Annotated in this window: 18 protein-coding genes and 1 other annotated feature; of the genes, 2 read left to right on the top strand and 16 right to left on the bottom strand. The window is 25.0% G+C overall.

Features of this window, described 5'->3' with window-relative positions:
- The first annotated feature begins 106 nt into the window (after positions 1–106).
- Positions 107–1,231, top strand: coding sequence for a glycosyltransferase family 4 protein (locus CLOACE_RS06000; RefSeq protein ID WP_070110175.1), 1,125 nt, complete (start codon positions 107–109; stop codon positions 1,229–1,231).
- A gap of 18 nt (positions 1,232–1,249) precedes the next feature.
- On the opposite strand, the gene CLOACE_RS05995 is transcribed toward CLOACE_RS06000, so the two are convergent.
- From CLOACE_RS05995 to CLOACE_RS05985, 3 genes are read right to left on the bottom strand one after another with little or no spacing between them, the layout of a single operon-like run.
- Positions 1,250–2,266, bottom strand: a complete 1,017-nt coding sequence (locus CLOACE_RS05995; protein ID WP_070110173.1) for a CotS family spore coat protein — start codon at positions 2,264–2,266, stop codon at positions 1,250–1,252.
- An 18-nt stretch (positions 2,267–2,284) separates the two neighbouring features.
- Complete coding sequence (locus CLOACE_RS05990; RefSeq protein ID WP_070110171.1) at positions 2,285–3,028, bottom strand: hypothetical protein; 744 nt, start codon at positions 3,026–3,028, stop codon at positions 2,285–2,287.
- An 18-nt stretch (positions 3,029–3,046) separates the two neighbouring features.
- On the bottom strand, positions 3,047–4,054 hold the full coding sequence (locus CLOACE_RS05985; protein ID WP_101495395.1) for a CotS family spore coat protein: 1,008 nt from the start codon (positions 4,052–4,054) through the stop codon (positions 3,047–3,049).
- A 157-nt stretch (positions 4,055–4,211) separates the two neighbouring features.
- On the opposite strand from CLOACE_RS05985, the gene CLOACE_RS05980 reads away from it, so the two are divergent.
- Positions 4,212–5,333 (top strand): glycosyltransferase family 4 protein, encoded by a 1,122-nt coding sequence (locus tag CLOACE_RS05980; RefSeq protein WP_070110169.1) that lies wholly within the window; start codon positions 4,212–4,214, stop codon positions 5,331–5,333.
- Positions 5,334–5,355: 22 nt separating this feature from the next.
- Here CLOACE_RS05980 and CLOACE_RS05975 read toward each other — a convergent pair whose 3' ends face one another.
- The 13 genes from CLOACE_RS05975 to CLOACE_RS05915 all read right to left on the bottom strand — a co-directional run bounded on the left by CLOACE_RS05975 (position 5,356) and on the right by CLOACE_RS05915 (position 22,370).
- On the bottom strand, positions 5,356–6,657 hold the full coding sequence (locus CLOACE_RS05975; protein WP_070110167.1) for an ABC transporter substrate-binding protein: 1,302 nt from the start codon (positions 6,655–6,657) through the stop codon (positions 5,356–5,358).
- Positions 6,658–6,736: 79 nt separating this feature from the next.
- Positions 6,737–8,116 (bottom strand): radical SAM/SPASM domain-containing protein, encoded by a 1,380-nt coding sequence (locus tag CLOACE_RS05970; protein ID WP_070110165.1) that lies wholly within the window; start codon positions 8,114–8,116, stop codon positions 6,737–6,739.
- A 158-nt stretch (positions 8,117–8,274) separates the two neighbouring features.
- Positions 8,275–9,159 carry a DMT family transporter gene (locus CLOACE_RS05965; RefSeq protein ID WP_070110163.1) on the bottom strand — a complete coding sequence of 295 codons (885 nt, stop codon included), beginning with the start codon at positions 9,157–9,159 and terminating at the stop codon, positions 8,275–8,277.
- A 119-nt stretch (positions 9,160–9,278) separates the two neighbouring features.
- Positions 9,279–10,346, bottom strand: a complete 1,068-nt coding sequence (locus CLOACE_RS05960) for a mannose-1-phosphate guanylyltransferase (RefSeq protein WP_070110161.1) — start codon at positions 10,344–10,346, stop codon at positions 9,279–9,281.
- 64 nt (positions 10,347–10,410) lie between these two features.
- Positions 10,411–11,019, bottom strand: coding sequence for a DNA-3-methyladenine glycosylase (locus CLOACE_RS05955; RefSeq protein WP_070110159.1), 609 nt, complete (start codon positions 11,017–11,019; stop codon positions 10,411–10,413).
- A gap of 32 nt (positions 11,020–11,051) precedes the next feature.
- Positions 11,052–11,972 carry a hypothetical protein gene (locus tag CLOACE_RS05950; RefSeq protein WP_070110157.1) on the bottom strand — a complete coding sequence of 307 codons (921 nt, stop codon included), beginning with the start codon at positions 11,970–11,972 and terminating at the stop codon, positions 11,052–11,054.
- A 111-nt stretch (positions 11,973–12,083) separates the two neighbouring features.
- Positions 12,084–13,082: a LacI family DNA-binding transcriptional regulator gene (locus CLOACE_RS05945; protein WP_070110156.1), complete on the bottom strand. Its 999-nt coding sequence runs from the start codon at positions 13,080–13,082 to the stop codon at positions 12,084–12,086.
- Between the two features lie 114 nt (positions 13,083–13,196).
- The gene (gene ileS / locus CLOACE_RS05940) at positions 13,197–16,301 is read right to left on the bottom strand and encodes an isoleucine--tRNA ligase (protein ID WP_070110154.1); all 3,105 of its coding nucleotides are present in this window, start codon (positions 16,299–16,301) and stop codon (positions 13,197–13,199) included.
- A gap of 79 nt (positions 16,302–16,380) precedes the next feature.
- Positions 16,381–16,598, bottom strand: a binding site (T-box leader).
- A gap of 68 nt (positions 16,599–16,666) precedes the next feature.
- Positions 16,667–17,023 (bottom strand): C-GCAxxG-C-C family (seleno)protein, encoded by a 357-nt coding sequence (locus CLOACE_RS05935; protein ID WP_070110235.1) that lies wholly within the window; start codon positions 17,021–17,023, stop codon positions 16,667–16,669.
- Between the two features lie 16 nt (positions 17,024–17,039).
- The gene (locus CLOACE_RS05930) at positions 17,040–18,596 is read right to left on the bottom strand and encodes an N-acetylmuramoyl-L-alanine amidase (RefSeq protein WP_070110152.1); all 1,557 of its coding nucleotides are present in this window, start codon (positions 18,594–18,596) and stop codon (positions 17,040–17,042) included.
- Positions 18,597–18,769: 173 nt separating this feature from the next.
- Positions 18,770–19,276, bottom strand: a complete 507-nt coding sequence (gene nrdG / locus CLOACE_RS05925; protein ID WP_101495393.1) for an anaerobic ribonucleoside-triphosphate reductase activating protein — start codon at positions 19,274–19,276, stop codon at positions 18,770–18,772.
- A 16-nt stretch (positions 19,277–19,292) separates the two neighbouring features.
- Positions 19,293–21,404, bottom strand: coding sequence for an anaerobic ribonucleoside triphosphate reductase (locus tag CLOACE_RS05920; protein ID WP_070110150.1), 2,112 nt, complete (start codon positions 21,402–21,404; stop codon positions 19,293–19,295).
- Between the two features lie 246 nt (positions 21,405–21,650).
- Positions 21,651–22,370 carry an MgtC/SapB family protein gene (locus tag CLOACE_RS05915; RefSeq protein WP_070110148.1) on the bottom strand — a complete coding sequence of 240 codons (720 nt, stop codon included), beginning with the start codon at positions 22,368–22,370 and terminating at the stop codon, positions 21,651–21,653.
- Between the last annotated feature and the right edge of the window lie 198 nt (positions 22,371–22,568).

The raw sequence follows: 22,568 nt of genomic DNA, 5'->3' as shown, positions 1-22,568 counted from the left end.
ACCCCTCTATAATTCATATGTGAAAACCATTTATTTTAGAATAAGATTAACATTTTATAGCTTTTCTTAATATAATAAAATGTAACTAATTTAAAAGGAGCTTTTTATGAAAATAGGAATTGATGCTCGGGCAGCCAAATGGTACAGAGGTACAGGGATAGGAACTTATACTTATCAATTAATTAATTGCCTAAACAAAATAGACACTAAAAATAAATTTCTATTATTTTCTCCAGAAAAATTTTCCCCAAAAATAAATTTTAATGATAATTTTACTTTAGAAAATATTAGCAAATGTAATCTTAAAAATAACTTTTGGAATGAAGTTAATATACCTAATATACTTTATAATAAAGATATAGAAATATATCATGTGCCTCAAAACGGTATAGGATTACCTAAAAAAAAGAATTGTAAATTTGTCATAACACTACATGATGTAATTCCATATAAGATGCCTGAAACTGTTAGCCATAGATATTTAAAAATATTTCATGAAAACATACCTAAAATAATATCTCTATGTGACGGAATAATAACAGTTTCTAATTATTCTAAAAATGATATAATAAAAACTTTAAATATACCAAAAGAGAAAATATTTGTTACCTATTTAGCAGGAGAAAGTATTTACAGACCTTTAAATAAAAATATATGTAAAGAAAAAATCAAAAATTTATATTCTATAAAAGATGATTTTATACTTTATGTAGGAGGATTTAGCCCTAGAAAAAACATACTTGGATTAATAGAAAGCTTTAGTACTGTTGTAAATAAATATAAAAAGGATATACGTTTAGTTATAGCTGGAAAAAAGGGTATATCTTATCCAATTTATAAAAAAAGAACAGAAGAATTGAATATAGAAAATAAAGTTATTTTTCCAGGTTTTATACCTTTAGATCATTTACCTTATTTCTATAATGCATCAGAACTATTTGTATATCCTTCTTTTTATGAAGGATTTGGATTGCCACCAGTTGAAGCTATTTCTTGCGGCACTCCTACAATTACATCTAATATAACTTCCATGCCTGAAGTAATTGGTGATGGTGGTTTATTAGTAAATCCTTATGATATAGATGAATTATCTAATACTATGTATAACATACTTTCAAGTAATGAATTGAAAGATTTATTATCAAAGAAAGGTCTAATACATTCTAAATACCTTAATTGGAATAAAACTGCAAAAGAAACCATAAACATATACAAGAACATATTAAAATAGCCTCTTAAATTTAAGAGGCTATTTAATATTTCCATATTCTTTAAATAAAAATAAAAATTCTTTTCTATAATTTCTATAACTAGATTTTTTCTTTAATTTATTTAAAAATTCTTCTTCTTCCCAATCTTTTCTCTTAGTATAATAGTCTTTTGATATATTATAAAAATCTTCAGGAAAATTCAACATACCATATAAAACCTTTATTTCTCTTTCATCTAAGCTATTTTTTTTACAATAAGAATTTATAATTATTTTTGCTTTTTCTATATCAAAAGCAAAATCTTTTACAACTTTATTTATAAAATTACACAAGTCATGTACTTTTAAATCTATAATAGAGTAGTCAAAGTCTATAAAATATGCTTTATTATCATTAATTAATATATTATGATGAGCTAAATCATGATGACAAAGTACTACTTTATCCTCTTCACTACATAATTTATAATATAAAGAGTTCTCTAGTATATTTATACTAGTTTTTATTTCATCTATATGATAATTTACTTCTTTTAAAAATATGTTATCAAATTCTGTTTTATTTTCATGCATATTAGCTATATTTTTAAAAAAATTCATTTCATCAATTTTTCTATTTAATTTATCTATAAGTTTACCATTATAATACTTATTACATAAATCTGTTTTAAATCCTTCTGAAGCCTTGTGCAACTCTCCAATTCCTTCTGCTGAAATGCATATGTCTATAGGATTGTTAAAATCACTTTCTCTTCCTTCTACTAAATCCATAATACAATACATATCTTTATTCCATATAGAATATATTTCTCCATTTTTATTATTTAAAAAATCTACTACTCTAGAAAACTTATTTTTTATATATTTTATTCCATCATTTATAAAATTTAATTCTTTTATGGTATATTCAACTTTTTTTAAAATTTTTCTACCTTTATCTGTATAAATTATATATACACTTCTTATAGGTACAACATCATATACTTCTAAATCAAATTCTTTAAATAACTCTACATCTAAATTATAGTGAGATAAATATTTCTTATTATATACCATTTTACCTCCTCCTTTAAATTAAAGATTTTTTTCTAAATCTAAAGACTTTTTTAATTTAATCATATACTTTTTACTAGTCCAATTTTTTTTATTTAATCTATATCTATTGCAGTATTTCATAAATTCATAAGGATAAGACATTAAGGCTATTATAAAATTACTACTATACTTACTTAAATTTTCTATATTACAAAATTCATCTGCTAATTTTTCCCAAGGAAATTTAAATCCTTTTTTTCTTAATTTGTTTAACAAATAATAACAATCTATTTCTACCATATTATAAGAACATTTATTTAAATTAGTAATTTGTATAGCTCCTTTATAATTTCTTAAATTATTAAAATAAGTATTACCTAAACACAATTCATTTCTATTCATACTTCTTTTTATTAAATTTATATATTTTGAATTGTATATTTCATTTATACAAATTTCAGCTTTTGATATATACTCATCACTTATGGATAAAAGAAATTCTTCAAAGTCATTTTTAGGATATTTTATATTTTTTAAAAATCTCTTTACCTTTTTTAAAGATACTTTATTATTTTCTACTATTTTTCCTATAGAACTTTTAAAAATATTTTTATTATAATTAGCATACTTTGTAGATATAACATGAAATTGTTTTATTGTACTCAATTGATTATATACACTATCCTCTGTTATATTATTTATATATTTAAAATTATCTACTATCTGAATTTCATTACATTTTAAGTAATCTTTAAAAGAGCTTTGGTATATATCCTTTTTCACATAAATACACTCCTTTATTTATAATTTACAACATCTAAATTCATCTATAAATTCTTGTTTTTCTTCTTTATCATCATAAATTCTATTAAGTTTTTTTATAAAAAATTCTTCTGTCCAAGGTTGTTTTTCCCAATAATATTGAATTCCTATTTGCCAATAATCTTGAGGAAATTCCATAAAAGCAGCCATAATAGGAATATCAATATATTTTAATTTATTTATGATATCATACTTTTTTAATATTAAATTAGCATTTTCTATACTCCATTTACCATTTTTCATTACTCTAATAAGTAAACTACATAAATCATGTAAATGAGAATCTAATATGCAATAATCAAAATCTATAATATTTAATTCTTTTTCTTTATTAATTAAAATGTTATGATGTGCATAATCATGGTGACAAAATTCCTTTAAATATATATCTTCTTTCATCTTTCTTATATATTCACTATTAATTAAATTTAATATAGATCTGTCTGCTCTTTTTAATTCTTTTTCTATTTCTTTTAAATATATAATATCAAATTCACTCTTTACTTTTTTGTTACATATTCTATATTTAAAATCTAATATTTCATTTTTTCTAGTTTTATAAGTTTCAATCCATTTAAACCATCCAATTCTCGGTTTCATGTAATTTTCAACTTTAAATCCTCTACTTTTTATATGAAGTTGTGCTAATTTTTCTGTAGCTAGCATAATATCTATAGGATTATCATAGTTACATTCTCTTGCAATAATCCATTCTGTTAAATAGCAATATTTACTGCCTATTTTTATATAATTTTTATTATTTTTAGTTTTTATTATTTTAGGTGTATTTTTAAAACCCTTTTTTTGAAGATGTTCTATAGCAGCTATAATAAATGCAAAATGTCCATACTCATATTTAATTGTTTTTAAACAATATTGCTTTTTATTAACACATATTTTATATACATTTTTTATTTTTTCTATAAAATCTATATTATTAATATTATAATTTTCTTGTAACATATGCTTTATTAACTGTATATTCAAGAAGTTTCCTCCTAAAATATTATTTCCTTTTTGTATTATATGAATTAATTAACATCTATGTGCTATATGGAACATTTTTTGATTTATTATAATAATATAATAAAGAATAGAAATTTCATTAAACATATATTAAATTTAATTTCAAGGAGAGGGTTAAATGAAAATAGCAGTTGATGCTAGAGGTATTAACTGGTATAAGGGTACTGGTATAGGAACTTATACAGAAAAATTATTCAAAAATATAGTTAAATTAGATAATAACAACCACTACCATTTTTACTGGTCTGGAAAAGATTTTGAAAATTTTAAAACTAAAAATACAAATATAATACTTACAGGGAAAAAACAACAAAATTTTTTTCAACAATATTATATTCCTAATAATATAAAGGATAATAAAATAGATATATACCACATTCCTCAAAATGGCATAGGATTTTGTAAATATATTCAATGCAAAAAAATTGTTACAATACATGATTTAATCCCTTATATAATGCCCTTAACAGTAGGAAAAGGTTATTTATTGAAATTCTTGCGTGAAATGCCAAATATAATTAATGATTCTGATGCTATAATAACTGTATCTGAATATTCTAAAAAAGATATTTTAAAGTTTTTTCCAGTAGATGAAAATAAAATATTTGTTACTCCTTTAGCAGCAGATGAAAAATATAAACCTTTAGATAAAGAAAAATGTAAGCATATAATAAAAGAAAAATATCACATAGATAAACCCTTTATATTATACTTAGGTGGTTTTAGTGCAAGAAAAAATATTAAATCTTTAATTTTAGCTTTTTCTAAAGTTTATAAAAAATTAACTAAAAAATACAATTTAGTAATAGTAGGGAAATGTACGGACCAATATAAATATTTAAATGATATAAGCAATAATTTATATATGGGTTCAAACATAGTTTTCACAGGATTTGTTCCTGAAAAATATTTACCTCTCTTTTATAATGCTGCTGAGTTATTTATATATCCATCTTTTTATGAAGGATTTGGACTTCCTCCTTTAGAAGCAATGAGTTGCGGTACACCTGTTATTGCTTCCAATGTTTCTTCTATTCCAGAAGTAATGGGAAGGGGTGGAATATTAATAAATCCTTATAATTTAAATGAATTGGAACTAGCCATAGAAAATGTATTAAATGATGAAAAAACAAAAAATCATTTAATAGATAAATCTATTAAACAATCTTCTTTATTTTCTTGGAAGAAAACTGCTATTTCTACCATTAAAATATACGAAGAAGTTTTGAAAAAAAAATAGGCTATATTCAAAAGAACATAGCCTATTTTTTTTGTTTGTATATAATTTCATCTAATTTTTTAGACTTTAATTCTAGGAAACTTTTTAAATTTTTTTCTTTATTCAAATTTTTTAGTGATATGTATTTTATATTTTCTTTAACATAAGGATAATTTTTCCCATAGTATAAAATTCTACTATCTCCTATATTAGCAAAATATCTTTCTACTTGCATTTGAAAATAATCATCTTTATTTTCAAATACACTATTATTATAAAATGGTCTATATCCAGATAATACACCATATTTTAGTAATACTTTATTAGCATTATTATTCATTACAATATATTTCATAAATTCAATAGATAAATCCTTATTTTTTGTATTTTTAGAAATAGCTAAATAAGCCCCGTCATAATTAGCTATTTGATTACCTCCATTTTCAAATGCAGGCAACTTCATTATGCCCCAGTTACCTGACTGATCCTTTAAACAATCTTTTATAACTTTTTTATACCTTAAAGAATAAGGCACAGTAGCTAATTGATTAGTCTTTAAGTAAAATATTCTGTCATTCCATTTATCTTCTAAATTCAATACTATATCTTCATTTATCATTTTCTTTTGTATATTTAATACTTTTAATAATTTATCATTATATAAATAAACATTTCCTTTCGAATCATAAAATTGACCTCCTAATTGATTTAACATACATAATAAAATATCATAACTATCTTCATATTTTAATCCTATTATTTTAACATTTCCATTATAAACTTCATTTATTTTTTTACCAGCTTCTATAAAATTATCCCATGTTTTTATATTTTCAGGATTTATACCAGCTTTTTTAAATATATCTTTTCTGTAGTATAAAGCTATAGGTCTTATAGACCAAGGCATACAATAAATAGAATTATCCTCTTCATTAACAATTTCATTAATAAAGCTATTAAAAAAATATCCTTTGCTTTTATAAGAATTAACCAAAGATGTTAAATTCATTAACTTGTCTGAATATTTATTTGTTATGTAGCTACAACTTTCCCTAGGTATTTGTACTAAATCAAATTTATTGTCATTAACATAATCACTAGGCATTTTTTCAATATCACTGTCTACAGATTTTACATTTATCTTTACTTTAGGATTTTCTTTTATAAAATCTTCTGCAATAGAATTCAATATATCTGTATATATACCTGCTGTAGCAATAGTTATATTTCCTTTAAATTCTTTTTTATCATTATTATTTACTTTTGTTTTTTTAGTACATCCAAATATACTAAATGTAAATATTAAGCTAATAATAAAAATCAAAAACTTTTTTGCTATTTTCATAAAATACACCTCATATATTTAAAATAAAAGTGCAGAATATTAATTCTACACTTTTATTTTACCTTATTAATAATGTAAATCAACCTTTAGACATTTTATAATTACCTTTTTCATTAAAATCTTCTTTCCAAGCTTTATCTGCCACTGGTTTAAAGTCAGAAGCAACTTTATCTAATTTTTTCTTAAAATCTTCATCATGAAGCATTTTTTCTGCACCTTCATCTGTAGGCTTTATTTTTATTTTATCTGCTACTTCTCTTATTATATTAGGATTATCTATCATCATACAAGGTCTTAATAAATTTCTATCATAAGGTTGTCTATTTATTAATTCTCTAAAAAATTCATTTTTAAATACATCTATAACTTTTTTTCCTTTAATATTTTCTGTAGCAAAGTGTGCAAAAATACAAGGTTCTAAATCTTCTTTAGAATTAATATGGCAATAGTATTTTCCAGCAATACATCCTCCTACATAAGGAGCATCATTAAAGAAATCTATTACAAAGTAAGGTTTTGTACTTCTTATCTGTCTTGTTCTTTTACCTAAATAAATCCTTTGCTCTGGTGTAAGCATAAGTTTAATATCTGGTTTATTACCTACAGGCATAAAAATAAAGTACCAACTCATTTTAGAACCTTTTTTAATGAGCATATCTATAAATTCATCTGAAACTACAGTATTTATGTTATTTCTACTTGTAGCAGTAGATACACCAAATAAAATTCCTCTATCTTTGAATAAATCCATAGTATTCATTACTTTTTTAAAAACACCTTTTCCTCTTCTTTTATCTGTTTCTTCTTCAAAACCTTCTAAAGATATCATAGGAATAACATTTCCTAATTTTTTAATTTTATCAGCAAGTTTTTCATCAAAAAGAGTTCCATTTGTAAAAGGAGTAAACATACAGTCATTATACTTTTTATAAATATCTAGCATATAATCAATAAAAAATGGTTCTCCGCCTAATATTATAAAATAATAAATTCCTAGCTCTCTAGCTTCTCCTATTATTCTGTCTACTTCTTCATAGCATATATCATCTTCTTTACTATAATTAGCAGCGTAACAGCCTGTACAGCTTAAATTGCACCTCATAGAAGGACTTATTAGTATAACAAAAGGTAATTTTACACCTTTTTCTTGAAGTATTTTTGCTCTTTTAGGCATACCATACCATACTGCATTAGCAAAAAAGTTAGAAAAAAACTTTTGCAAGCAATTACTATCAGCTGTTTTCATCAAGTTTCGTATATAATCGCCAATAGCAGTATTATTTTTATATTGGTTGTATACAACATTTATTTTTTCTATACTTTCTTTATCTTTTACTGTTTTTCTTATAACATCAAATAGCTTTTCTATGTTTTTTTCCGGGTTTTCACTTAGCAGCTTAGTTCCTTTTTTAATCAAAGAATCTTTCACACTTTTTTTCATTATGTCAATTACTTTCATAAGAATCCCCCCGATATTAATTATAAATTCCCATAGTATTACTATATTACTATTATATAACTTAAATTCACTATATAATTAAATTTGAGGGATGATTAATAAAATATTAAAAATTATTTAATATTTCATTTATAAAATATATTTATAATTCAACTTTTTTACTTTGAGGACTTATTGAACCAAAAATTTTTTAACATTTTATAATTTATGTTTATAACAATCATACTTATTAAAATAAAAGCACATCCTATTAATGCACTTCCATTTAATTTATCTCCTATAAATGCAGAAAATATAGCACTAAAAACAGGCTCTCCTAAAAATATTATAGCTGCATGAGTAGGTTCCGTATATGGTTGCATTTTATTTTGTATATTGTAAGCTATTATAGTACAAAAAATAGCCATAAATAATATAGAAAATATAGAAACAATATTTAATTCCATATTTAATTTTTCTACAAAAACTGCTGGAAATAATGAAAATACTCCTACTATAATAAATTCTATAAATGTTAAAGAAATTACATCTATATTTTTAGCATACTTATCCACAACTATTACTTGCAATGCAATAGCTACTGCAGAAATCATTGTATATATATCTCCTTTATTTATTCCGTAATTAGCATCTAAAGATATCATAGCAATTCCTATAATAGATAAAATAACTCCAGTTACAGTTTTAGTATCTGGAGTTTTCTTGTATATAAGTGCCATAAATATTGGAACTAAAACTACATTAAGTCCAGTAATAAATCCTGATTTACTTGGTGTAGTATAAACAAGTCCTACTACTTGAAAAGCTGTACCTAGAAATAAAGTTAATCCTATATAAAAAGAATTTCTAATCACATTTAAATTAATACTAACTATTTTTTTATAAAAAATAATTCCCATTATTATAGCTGATATAATATACCTAAATGCTATTAAACAAAATGGCGGAATGTATTTTAAAATACCACTCATTATAGGAAAAGTTATTCCCCATACCATAGTTACAAATAATAAACTTAAGTCTGCCTTTGCCTCTCTTTTCATATCTCATTGCTCCTATCTTTAATAATATATTTTAAAATTATATCATAATTAAAATAAGAACTTCAAATTTAATACTAATTTTAAAAATTATAAAAGACTAGCCTACAAAAGCTAGTCTTTTATAAATATTTTTTCATTTCTTCTTCATTTTTTATCTTATTTACTAAATGTTTAATTTCTTGATCTTTATTTTTATCCATAATAAGTACTACATCTTCTGAATCTACTATAATTAAATCTTTTATACCAAAACCTATTACCAACCTTCCATTTCCAAATACGGAACAGTTTTCACTTTGCTCCATAAAAGCTTTACCACTTATATTATTGCCTCTAAAATACTTTGAAAACCTTTTTAAAGATTCAAAAGTACCTATATCATCCCAAGCAAACTCACATTTTATTACATAACCTTTTCTTGTTTTTTGCATAATACCAAAGTCTACAGAAATTCCACTTATTACTTCATATTCTTCTTTTATAATTTGGTACTCTTCCTCTGTTTCTAAAGACTTATATATTCTCATCATGCTTTTATACATTTTAGGTAAATATTTTTGCATTTCCCTTAAATAAACATCTGCTCTCCATACAAACATACCGCTATTCCATAGATAAGTTCCTTTTAGTAGTAAATCTTTAGCTACTTCTAAATTAGGTTTTTCTAAAAATCTTTCTACCTTATAAGTAGCAATTTCACCATTTACTCTTTCACCCATTTCAATATATCCATATCCTGTTTCTGCTCTTGTAGGTTTCACTCCAATAGTTATAAGCCCTCTTTTTCTTTCTGCCACTTCTATAGCCTGTTTCAATGTATCTATAAACACTTTTTCATTTTCTATATAATGATCAGAAGGAAGAACTACCATAATAGCATCATTATCTTTTTTTAGAAATTTTGCTGCAGATAATCCTATACAAGTAGCTGTTTCTTTATTTTCTGGTTCAGAGAATATATTTTCTTTACTTAAATCTGGCAATTCATTATATACCTTTTCTAAATAATCTTTATTAGTTACTACATATATATTTTCTTTTTTTGCTATAGACTTAATCCTGTCTACAGTATTTCTTAAAAAACTTTTATTATTCATTAATTTTAAAAATTGCTTAGGATTGCTTGTTCTAGATAAAGGATAAAGTCTGGTTCCTCTTCCACCTGCTAATATTAATACATATACCAATAAAATCTCTCCACTTATTGCTATATAAATATAATATGTATAACTTTATAACATGTGTTACTTTTTATTTAATAGATACAAATTTATTATCTTCTATATAAAATCTCCACATATAATCTTTTGCTTCTTCAGCATAATCTATACCTATTCTTTTAGACGCCTTAATATTAAATTTTTCATTATCCATACATTCTATATACAATGTATCCCCACATAAATCTTCTTTGTTTAAACTTTTATCTATTTTAAGTGCCTTACACAATTTAGCAGGTCCATTAGTTAAATTTTTTATTTTTGAATTACTTAGTTCATTAATATTTTTATTAAATCTATTTTTAGCCATACTATCTAACCCATATATTGGCTCTAATGCTCTTATTAAAACAGCTTGTGCTATACCTTCTTCTCTAGTGACTACATTAAAACAATAATGCATACCATATACAAAATATACATAAGAAATACCTGGTTTACCATACATAACTTCAACTCTAGGAGTTCTTTTTCCTCCATAAGCATGAGCAGCTTTATCATAAAACCCCATATAAGCTTCTGTTTCCACTATTTTCCCTGAAATTAATTTTCCATTTATATTATGAACTAAAACTTTACCCAATAATTCTTTAGCCACCAACAAAGTATCTCTATTATAAAATTCTCTAGTTAACTTCATAATATCACTCCAACGTATTTTATAATAAAATTTTAACAACTTATAGAAATCTTTTTTAAAACTTGTATATATGCTTTTAAATTTTTATATTCTTCTAAGTATTTTATACTATAAACACATTTAATTAAATAATCATAACTATTACTATTATACCAATTTATCTTCTTGCCAATTCTTACTTTCCTTAAATGTTTAAATATATTACTTTTATATATACTATTATAATTAACTATAACTCCCAACTTTTTAATTAAACTCTCCATATACATTAAATTCATATTGCTATCTATTCTTATTTTAGGTCCATTGTATTTTAACATAACATTATTCCAATTAACTTTAATGTTTTCAAATGTATTTCTTGCTTTAATGTAATTTTTTATTATATATGCTTTTTCTATAGAATCTACATTTTGAAAATCTACTCTACAATATTTAACTATGCTTTTATCAAAATTTATCCATAGTTTTACCAATTTGTTATTAAAATTATTAAACTTATTTATTAATTTATCAATATCATTTTTAAGCAAATTTATATCTGTATTATCTGCTATACAAATTATATGATTATCTAATTGTTTTTTTATACTTACTATTTCTTTTAAATTATTTTTACATTTTAAATATAAATATGTAATTTCTTTATAGGCAAAATCATTATTATAGTATACTTTTAATATATTTTTAAAATCACTATTTTCTATATACTGTATATTTTTTTTTGCTTCTTTTAATAATCTTATTATTAAATCATAATCGCATTTTAAATTTTTAGGTATATACCAATGTTTTAAATTATTTATATATTTATTATACTTTGAATTAAGCTCTTTAAATCTCTTTATATTTTTTTTTGTTAAATCAGTTTCTCTATACATTATATAACTTTTTAACGAAAAAACTCTTTCATTAAAAAAACTATTTGATTTTTCTTTTTTAACTAATTCCATGGCAATCCCCCTATATTTTAGGTTTTGTTAAATTATACCATAAAATTGAAATTTCTCAAAACAAATAATTTCTTTATAAAAAAGGTGTATACCTTTTTTTAAAGATATACACTAATTTCTTGAAGAATTTCTCACTATAATTTCATGACTTAATACATAATGTTGCTTTTCTATTCTTTCTTTATTTATTATTTTTATAAGCATTCTCATTCCAACTGATCCCATGTCGTACATAGGTTGTGATACAGTAGTGAGTTTAGGATAAAATATAGAAGAAGCATAAATATTATCAAATCCTATAACTTCTACTTCACTTGGTACGTCCATATTTCTATCTCTTAAAGCATTTATAGCTCCCATAGCTATTTCATCACTTGTACAAAATACTGCATCTATACAAGTTTTATTTAATATTGTATTTACTCCCTCATATCCATGTCTAGCTTTCATACCTGAAAAATAAATTATATCCTCATTAATTTCAATATTATTCTTTTGTAATGCTTCTTTATATCCCATATATCTAAGGGCACTAGCATTAACTGCTATCTCTGGTGTTCCTATATAAGCAATTTTTCTATTACCTTTTTTTATTAAATATTCTACTGCATCATAAGCTGCCTTTTTATTATCTATAGTTACACTAGGAAACATTTTTTCTTTATCTGTAGTTTCTACTAGCACTAAAGGCATTTCTAATTGATTTATAAGCTCTATTATATTTTTTTCTAAAGAATTACTCATATAAAGCACACCATCTACCATTTTTTCTTTAAGTACTTTTAGATATTCCATTTCCTTCTCTAAGTCTAAATCAGTATTGCAAAGCATTATATTATAATCATAAATATTTGCTACATCTTCTGCTCCTCTAACTATTTCAGGATAAAATTGACTAGATATATCCGGTATAATTATACCAACTGTTTTTGTTTTTTGTGTTTTTAAACTTCTAGCAACAATATTAGGTCTATATCCTAATTTATCTATAGCTTTTAAAACCTTTTTTTTAGTTTCTTCATTCACTACATCTATGTCATTCAATACTCTTGAAACTGTAGCAATAGATACACCTGCTTCCTTTGCCACATCTTTAATAGATGCCGCCATTATATCATCAACTCCTGTCATATTATTTAAATTATTATACTTTTAAATATAAATTATTACAAGTAAATTTTCTAAATAAGGAGTATACCAGCGTATACTCCTTATTTTTATATACTATTTAACAACTTCTACTAATATATTTAATTTTTCTCCATTTATATTACATTCTTTATAATCTTTATCTGCATTATATACAACTTTATTAGATAGTGTTTCATTTTTGATATCTTCTTCGTTCCTTTTAATTATTTCTTCTAGCATACTATTTCCTGATACATATAAATTTATTTTATCTGTAACTTCAAATCCACTTTCTTTTCTCATATTTTGGATTTTACTTAATATTTCTCTTAAATTTCCTTCTTCTTTAAGTTCTTTAGTTATAGTTGTATCTAACACTATTCCTATTGTTCCTTCACCAGAAAAAGCATATCCGTCTAATCCTTGCATTGTTACAAGTACAGTTTCTTCATTTAATTCAATGTTTTCGCCTTCAATATTAATATTTACATTTTCACCATTTCTTATTGATTGAGCTAATTCCATTTGATTCATAGATGATAATTCTTTTCTTATTTTCGGTATAAGTTTGCCGTATTTTTTACCTAATACTGGCAAATTAGGTTTTATATCAAAATTAACATATTTTGATAAATCCGCTCCAAATACTATTGATTTAATATTTAATTCATCTTTTATTATATCTCCATAATATTCTGGTAATGATTTAGAACTTACAAGCATTTCTGAAAGTGGCTGTCTATTTTTAATATTAGCTCCATTTCTTGAGCTTCTTCCAAGTTTCACTATTTTATAAGCTTCACTCATTTTCTTTTCTAATTCTTTATCTACTAATTCTAATTTATATTCAGGCCACTTGCATAAATGTATACTTTCTGGTGCATCTTCATCTGAGCTAACAACTAAATTTTGATAAATTTCTTCTGTTACAAATGGAATAAATGGTGCTGCTACTAAGGACAAAGTTGTAAGTACTCTATATAAAGTTACATAAGCTCCTATTTTATCCTCTGTTAATTCTGAAGTCCAAAATCTAGCTCTATTTCTTCTTACATACCAATTAGAAAGTTCATCTACAAAGTCTTCTATAATAAGTGCTGCTTGAGTTATTTCATACTTATCTAAGTGTACTGAAACATCTTTTACTAAAGTATTTAACCTTGAAGTAATCCATCTATCCATTACATCATTACTTACAAAATCCTTGTATTCTATAGGATTAAAATTATCTATATTAGCATATAGTACATAGAAAGAATATACATTCCAAAAAGTTCCTAAGAATTTTCTTTGACTTTCTTGTACTGCTTCTTCATAAAATCTTGATGGAAGCCATGGTGCACTTGAAGTATAAAAATACCATCTTACTGCATCTGCTCCTACATGATCTATTACTTCAAATGGACTTAATACATTTCCTTTGTGTTTTGACATTTTTAAACCATGTCTATCTAGTACGTGTCCTAATACAATGCAATTTTCAAAAGGATTTGTATCAAAAAGCACTGTTGAAATAGCTAACAAAGTATAAAACCATCCTCTTGTTTGGTCTACTGCTTCAGATATAAATTGAGCTGGAAAATTATTTTCAAAAATTTCTTTATTTTCAAAAGGATAGTGGTGTTGAGCAAAAGGCATTGAACCTGAATCAAACCAACAGTCTATAACTTCTGGTGTTCTTGTCATTTCTTTTCCACATTCAGGGCAAGTAATTTTTACTTTGTCTATATAAGGTTTATGTAATTCTATATTTTCCGGAACATTTATTCCTTTTTCTTTTAGTTCTTCAATACTTCCTATACATTCTCTATGACCACATTGACATTCCCAAATTGGAAGAGGAGTACCCCAATATCTATCTCTACTCAAACTCCAATCTATAACATTTTCTATGAATTTACCAAACCTTCCAGTTCTAATATTATCTGGCATCCAATGTATTTTATTGTTATTTTTAATAAGTTTATCTCTAAGAGAAGACATTCTTATAAACCAAGAATCCTTTGGATAATAAAGTAATGGTGTATCACATCTCCAGCAGTGAGGGTAAGAGTGCTTAAATTTCTGTGGTTTATATAGTATTCCCTTTTCATCTAAATATTCTATAATTTTTGAATCAGCTTTTTTTACAAATAATCCTTTCCATGGTTCTACCTTATCTACAAAATTACCTTCTAAATCTACTAAATTTATAAGAGGTAAATCATACTTTTTACTTAATAAATTGTCATCTTCTCCATAAGCTGGTGCAATATGAACTATCCCTGAACCATCAGATAATGTTACAAAATCTCCATGAACTATATAAAAAGCTTTTTTATCAGGAACTTCAAATTTAAACATTTGTTCATATTCTTTTCCTAATAGTTCTTCACCCTTAAATTCATTTATTATTTCATATTCTCCCTCAAGTTTTTCTAATAAAGATTTAGCAAGAATTAAGTGCTCATCTTTATTTATAACTTCTACGTAATCATAGCTTTTATTTATAGCAAGAGCCGTATTACTTGGAAGAGTCCATGGTGTAGTAGTCCATACAAGTAGATATTTATCTGTATCTTTTAATTTAAACTTTACATATACAGATGTTTCTGTTATATCTTCATATCCCTGACCTACCTCATGGGAAGAAAGAGCTGTTCCACATCTAGGGCAATAAGGTACTATTTTATGACCTTTATATAACAAATCCTTATCCCATATCTTTTTTAATGCCCACCATTCTGATTCTATATAATTATTATCATAAGTAATGTAAGGTTCCTCCATATCAACCCAATATGCCACTCTTTCAGACATATCTTCCCACAAACTTAAGTAAGAAAATACACTTTCCTTACATTTTTTAGTAAATTCTTCTACTCCATACTTTTCTATCTCAGGTTTTCCAGAAATATTTAAAGATTTTTCAACTTCTAATTCTACTGGAAGTCCATGAGTATCCCAACCTGCTTTTCTTAAAACTTGATATCCTTTCATTACTTTATATCTAGGAATTAAGTCTTTAATTACTCTCGTAACTACGTGACCTATATGAGGTTTTCCGTTAGCTGTTGGGGGACCATCATAAAATGTAAAATATTCACCATCTTTATTTAGTTCAAAATTTTTCTTTATTACGTTTTTTTCATCCCAAAATTTAAGTATATCTTTTTCAATATCTACAAATCCTTTTGAAGGATTTACTTTTTTATACATATGTATTTCCCCTTTCTTTAATTTTTTACTTATTTATACTAATTTGTAATATTTCTTAATATATCAAAAAAACTTCGCCCGTTAGGACGAAGTTAAATTCGCTATACCACCTAAAGTGTTATTAATTCAAGTACATTTTATACTCTATTCTTTAACGCAGAATTACGAATAAACCTACTAAAATTTCAATTTTTAGCTCATAGGTGATTTTCTTTAAAAGTAAAACTGCAAATTTCCACCAACATTTGCTCTCTGTAAGGTATCCTTTTAAATACTCTTCCTATTCATAGCTTTTATATTCTATAATTTTTTATTTTCTATATTATATTATATAAAATTTTCATTGTCAAACATTTTAATTTAATTTATAAAATCTTTTTTAATTCGTCGTAAGCAAAGTCTATTATTTCTTCACAACTAACACCCTTCTTCTTTAAATCTCTGCAATTATATGTACCATACTTTTCCTTAACAGATTTCATTATTTCCGAAGAATATTTAGATGCTGTATTTTTTTCAGTTAAATCATTTCTTCCTTTTAAAAATCCTAAAGCAATTATAGCTCCTGTTATAGCTCCACAAGTATGTCCTACAGACATTCCTCCTCCAAAAGGTGTTCCTACAGATATAGGTATATTTACATCTCTATCTTCATTTACAGCTTTTATTATTGATTCACAACAATTATAACCTTCTTTTTTAAAATTTGAAGCTTTATCAATCATTTTTAATATCCCCCTAATTGTTTTTTAAAAATTTTATTATTCCATTTGAAATTGCTTCTGCACATTTATTTTGATAAGAATCGGAATTTAATAATTTTTCTTCATTAGGATTACTTATAAATCCCAATTCCGTTAATATAGCAGGACAACTAGTATTTTTAAGTACATAAAACCCTGCTGTTTTTATTCCTCTATCATAAGTACCTAATTTAGATACTAACTCTTCTTGTATACATTTTGCAAGTTTTTTACCTTTTTCACTAGAATAGAAACTAAATGTCTCTGTACCATTAGCATAGCTTGACTCAGCACTATTACAATGAATAGACACAAAGTAATCTGCACTTGCTCCTTTGGCTACGTCACATCTATGTTGTAAATCTGCTGAAGTTCCATTAGACCATGGTGCATTATCATTTGTTCTTGTATATACAACTCCTATACCTTTATTTTTAAGTATATTTCCTACTTTTAAAGTTACGGCTAAAGCAACATCTTTTTCCATTATACCAGTAGGTCCTACTGCTCCAGAATCTGGTCCTCCATGACCTGCATCAATACATATTATCTTACCTGAGTTTCCTATTGTACCAGATGTATCTTCTTTAAGCAAATTTACTGCTGTAATATAAGGTATTACTCCTGTTCCCCCTAATATTTCTAAACAACTCATAGAATTTTTTATACTAAGTACAAATTCCTTTGTTACTTTAGGTATACTGTTATTTACTAATACTATGGATGATGTCTTTGCTGCAGCTGCTGCAGAACCTGATAAAGCATCTGGAAAATTTTCTCCTGAAGCTATGTATACTGTATTTAAATTAAGCTCTTTCATAAATTCCTTAATTACAGCTATATTGGTAGAATATCTATCTTCTCCAGATAATCTTTTAATATTATTAAAATTTGATAATATACTATCACTTATAACACCTTTGCCTCCAATTACATAGGTTGTATTTATATTTTTACCATTTATGTAATCTTTAATACTATTAGGTAAATAATTTTTTTGTGTTAAAAGTATAGGCATAGATTTATAAGCTGCTATACTTCCTATTGATATAGAATCAGGAAAATTTTCTCCTGAAACTAAAACTACTTTATCATCGATACTTCCTAAATATTTTGCTACCTCTACACTAGTATCATATCGAGTTTGTCCACCTATTCTTGTGCAAGTGTCTGCCAATTTTTCTAATTCATATTCGGCTTTTTTAGATATAGAGCCTGTACCACCTATTATAAATATTTTTTTTACATTTAGCCTTTTTAATTCATTTAATGTTACAGTTGTTATTCTATCTCCTTCTGTTAATAAAATAGGTGCATTATACTTTTTAGCTAAAGGTGCCGCACATAAAGCATCTGGATAATCACATCCTGAAGCTATAACAGCATAATCTGAATTTCCCCAATACTGCTGGGAAATTTTTACTGCAGTATCATATCTATTTTGTCCACCTATTCTATCTAAATTAACAGCTAAAACATTATTCTTGCCTCCAATTAAAACCCATAAGAAACATATTAGAAAAACCAAATATTTTTTTTTAAATTTAATCATATTTCATCCTCTCCTACATTATTAAATTATTATATTATTTATAAATAATATATATATTATCATTAACTATTATAATTGTAATTACCATTATAATAAATACTAAAATAAAAAAAACAGTTTTACAAGGTAAATAAAATTATTTTTTATCTTGTAAAACTGCTTTTATATATTATTTATAAATCTATAGTAACTATTTTTCCTAAATCCAAACTTTTTTTTACATCTATAATTCTTTGGTTTTTAGAACCTCTATATTTTATATTTAAATCTTTTTTATCTTCTTCAAATTTTCCATCTATCAATACATCAATATATTTTAACATATTATTCCAATATTTATTTTCACTAACATGGCTTATTATATATTCATAAGTATATCCTGTATAGCACCATATACTTAATTTTAATTCTTTTATTTTTTTTGCTAAAATCCACAATGCTTCTGATTGCTCAAAAGGTTCTCCTCCTGAAAAAGTTACTCCTCTTATTATAGGAATATTTCTTTTGATTCTATCAAGTACAATATCTATGTCTAAAGCATCTCCATAATTAAAACTCTGCATTTCTTTATTATGACATCCTAAGCAATTATGTCTACAACCTGATACAAACAACACAGACCTTAATCCCTGACCATTTACAAGAGAATTATCTAAAAATCCAGCTACTTGAATATTCAATATTATCACCTATTCCTTATAATTTATACACCTTTTTATTACTTACATGAGAAACTCTATCCAATCTTTCAGCAGTCTTTCCTTTTCCAAACCTTTCATCTAAACTTAAATAGCCTGTTACTCTAGATATACCCTGTATATTATTACTTCCACAGTGATTACACTTATTACTACTACTATGAATATACTGTCCACAATTTTTACAATATTTTATATGAAAATTTATACCTATATAACTTATATTTGTACACTTATAAGCATAGTTTATTATGTCTATAATTACCTCTTCTGTTGGATAATCGTCTAACTCAATATAACTTATATGTCCCCCATTACACATACTGTGAAAAGGAGCTTCTATATCTATCTTCTCTTTTATAGATATAGGAAAGTTTACCGGTACATGAAAACTATTGGTGTAATATTCCTTATCTGTAACACCTTTTACTTCTCCAAATACTTTTTTATCTTGAATTATAAATTTACCCGATAATCCTTCTGCTGGAGTTGCATAAGTACTCCAATTTAAATTAGTTTCTTGAGTTATTTTATCTGTATAATTTCTAATATGTTGAACTATTTTATATCCTAATTCTCTAGCTTCTTCTGTTTCTCCATGATGATGTCCTGTTAAAGCTATCAAAGTTTCTGCTAACCCTATAAATCCTATAGCCCAAGTTCCTTGTTTAAGTATAGGTTCTATAGAATCTTCTAACTTCAAGTTTTCAGAACCCTTCATTAAATGTTGCCCTGCCACAAAAGGCAAATCCTTTACTTTAAGCTTTTTTAAAACATTATATCTATGCATTAAGCTTTCTTTTGATAATTCAAGTCTAGAATCTAACAAACTAAAAAATTTACTTAGGTTGTTTTTAGATATTAATGCAATTCTTGGAAGATTTATTGTAGTTGGTGCTATATTTCCTCTTCCTTTTGTGCCTGCTTCTCCATTTACATTAGAACATATATAAGTTCTACATCCCATAGTAGCTGGAAGAATTCCCTTATCATAATATTTCTTATTAAAATCTGCATCTAAATTCATAAAAGTAGGATTCATCCTCTTTGAAGCTACTCTACAGGCAAGTTTAAATAAATAGTAATACGGATCGCTTGGATTTCTATTTACACCTTCTTTAACTCTAAATATTATATTTGGGAATATAGGTTGTTCTCCTTTACCCAATCCTTTTTCATATTCTTTTAAAAATATTTCACAAATTAAAGCAGCATCTTTACTTCTAGGTATACCTATATTTATAGAACTAAAAGGCACTTGGCTTCCAGCTCTTGAATGCATTGTATTAAGATTATATACTATTCCTTGCATAGCCTGACTTATATTTTTTCTAAGTTTTTTTTCTACTAACTGGTCTATATTTTCTAAGTTTATATTTAAATCTTCAAATTCCTTTCTTATTTCTTTTCTAGTAAACTTAATAAATATTTCCATATCATTGTCAAAATCAGGATGAGATTGTCCTCCAAACATATCATTTTGAGTTGATTGTAATAATATACAAGATAACTCACAAGCAGATTCTATTCTCTTGGGAGGTCTTATATAACCATATCCTGTATTAAATCCTCTTAATAACACTTCCTTAGTAGGTATGTGTAAACAATTTGTAGTTAAATTATAACTATCCAAATCATGATAGTATATATCTCCATTTTCATGAGCTTTAGCAAGAGACTTGGGCATTGCTACTAAATTATGCCATTTATTAGACTCACTTGCTATTCTTAAAAGTTTACTTGAAAAATTATTTCCTACATTTGCATTATCTCTGTCAGTTTCTACTCCAATTTTTTTAATAGCTTTCATTAAATCTGATTTTATTTCACGTATCTTTGTTCTTTCTTTTCTATAATTTGAATAAGCTTTACCTATTTCTTTATAATTATTTCTTAATAATATCTTTTCAACTAAATTCTGTATTTCTTCAACAGAAATTTCTTGTACATTTAAATTTTCAATTTCCTCTATAACCTTCTCAGTTAGAGATACAAATTCACTTTCTTTTAAATTAAACCCTATTTCTTCTGAAGCACCTTTTATAGCACTAGTAATTTTCATATAATCAAATTCTACTTTTCTGCCATCTCTTTTCACAACATATAGCATATACCTTACCTCCAAACCACAATATATTGTATGTACTTTGCTATTATAACCTTACACTAAATTTTTATCAATTTTAAAATTAACTCTATATTTATATTAAAGTTATTTAAATTTAATTATCTTATTCTTATTTGATTTTTTATACTTATGTGGTATTTGATTATTAATAAATACTATGTAGTGAAGTATTATGTAATTTAATAAGGCATACTGTTTTCATAAATCATTAAACAGTATACCTTATAACTATATAATATTTATTCTAATAATTTCTTCTTCATTAGCCAAATCCTTTAGTACCTTCCCTATTTTAAAATTTTTTGGTACTAAAATAGTATATATACTAATGTTATTTTTATCTTCTACTCCATATAATTCACATTCACCATCTTCTAAAGAAAATTCTATATTTTTTATTTTTATATCTTTTGTTTCAAAATATTCTATTATTTTTTCAGAAGCTTGTTTACTATTATAATATTCTATTTCTAATTTATAAGTTTTTCTTCTAATAAAGTGCACTTTATCTTCAACTCTCTTAAGAGTTACTAATACTATTCCTGCACATATGCCTGATACAATACTTAAATAATAATGTCCAACTCCTATAGCTAACCCTATACAAGCTACTACCCAAAGACTAGCTGCTGTTGTTAGTCCTTTTACCGAACCCTTCTCATGTATTATAGTTCCTGCTCCTAAAAATCCTATTCCACTTATAACTTGAGCACCTAATCTTCCTAATTCAATCTTAAAATGAGGAGCTAACTTGGGATTTTCAGTTATAATATTAGCTACATTAGCTAAAGAACTAACTTCTATCATTGATATTATAGCTGCACCCATACATACAAGTATATGAGTTCTAAATCCTGCTGGTCTATTTCTTGATTCCCTCTCATAACCTACTGCTCCTCCAATTATAATAGCTAATAATAGTTTAATTAAAACTTCATACTTATCCATAAATATTACACCCCCACTTGTATAAAATTTTTTAAGTAAATACCCTATTTAATTTATTAACTTTATTTATTGAGGAAATTGCACAATTAAACTTCCTCAATTATATTTAAAAATCATTACTTTTTGTTAATAATTAACTATTTTGTTCAGAAAAAGATAATAGCAAAGCTAAGGTGCTATTGCACCTGTGGATAACTT

The sequence above is a fragment of the Clostridium acetireducens DSM 10703 genome (assembly GCF_001758365.1).
Taxonomy (GTDB): Bacteria; Bacillota; Clostridia; order Clostridiales; family Clostridiaceae; genus Clostridium_C; species Clostridium_C acetireducens.
Note: the sequence above shows the minus strand (reverse complement) of the source record. Positions and strands in the feature narration are given on the sequence as shown.

Excerpts from the sequence above, each read along its gene's own strand:
- CLOACE_RS06000 (WP_070110175.1), top strand. The coding sequence starts at position 107 with ATGAAAATAGGAATTGATGCTCGGGCAGCCAAATGGTACAGAGGTACA.
- CLOACE_RS05995 (WP_070110173.1), bottom strand. The coding sequence starts at position 2,266 with ATGGTATATAATAAGAAATATTTATCTCACTATAATTTAGATGTAGAG.
- CLOACE_RS05980 (WP_070110169.1), top strand. The coding sequence starts at position 4,212 with ATGAAAATAGCAGTTGATGCTAGAGGTATTAACTGGTATAAGGGTACT.
- CLOACE_RS05975 (WP_070110167.1), bottom strand. The coding sequence starts at position 6,657 with ATGAAAATAGCAAAAAAGTTTTTGATTTTTATTATTAGCTTAATATTT.
- CLOACE_RS05970 (WP_070110165.1), bottom strand. The coding sequence starts at position 8,116 with ATGAAAGTAATTGACATAATGAAAAAAAGTGTGAAAGATTCTTTGATT.
- CLOACE_RS05965 (WP_070110163.1), bottom strand. The coding sequence starts at position 9,159 with ATGAAAAGAGAGGCAAAGGCAGACTTAAGTTTATTATTTGTAACTATG.
- CLOACE_RS05955 (WP_070110159.1), bottom strand. The coding sequence starts at position 11,019 with ATGAAGTTAACTAGAGAATTTTATAATAGAGATACTTTGTTGGTGGCT.
- CLOACE_RS05950 (WP_070110157.1), bottom strand. The coding sequence starts at position 11,972 with ATGGAATTAGTTAAAAAAGAAAAATCAAATAGTTTTTTTAATGAAAGA.
- CLOACE_RS05945 (WP_070110156.1), bottom strand. The coding sequence starts at position 13,082 with ATGGCGGCATCTATTAAAGATGTGGCAAAGGAAGCAGGTGTATCTATT.
- ileS (WP_070110154.1), bottom strand. The coding sequence starts at position 16,301 with ATGTATAAAAAAGTAAATCCTTCAAAAGGATTTGTAGATATTGAAAAA.
- CLOACE_RS05930 (WP_070110152.1), bottom strand. The coding sequence starts at position 18,596 with ATGATTAAATTTAAAAAAAAATATTTGGTTTTTCTAATATGTTTCTTA.
- CLOACE_RS05920 (WP_070110150.1), bottom strand. The coding sequence starts at position 21,404 with ATGCTATATGTTGTGAAAAGAGATGGCAGAAAAGTAGAATTTGATTAT.
- CLOACE_RS05915 (WP_070110148.1), bottom strand. The coding sequence starts at position 22,370 with ATGGATAAGTATGAAGTTTTAATTAAACTATTATTAGCTATTATAATT.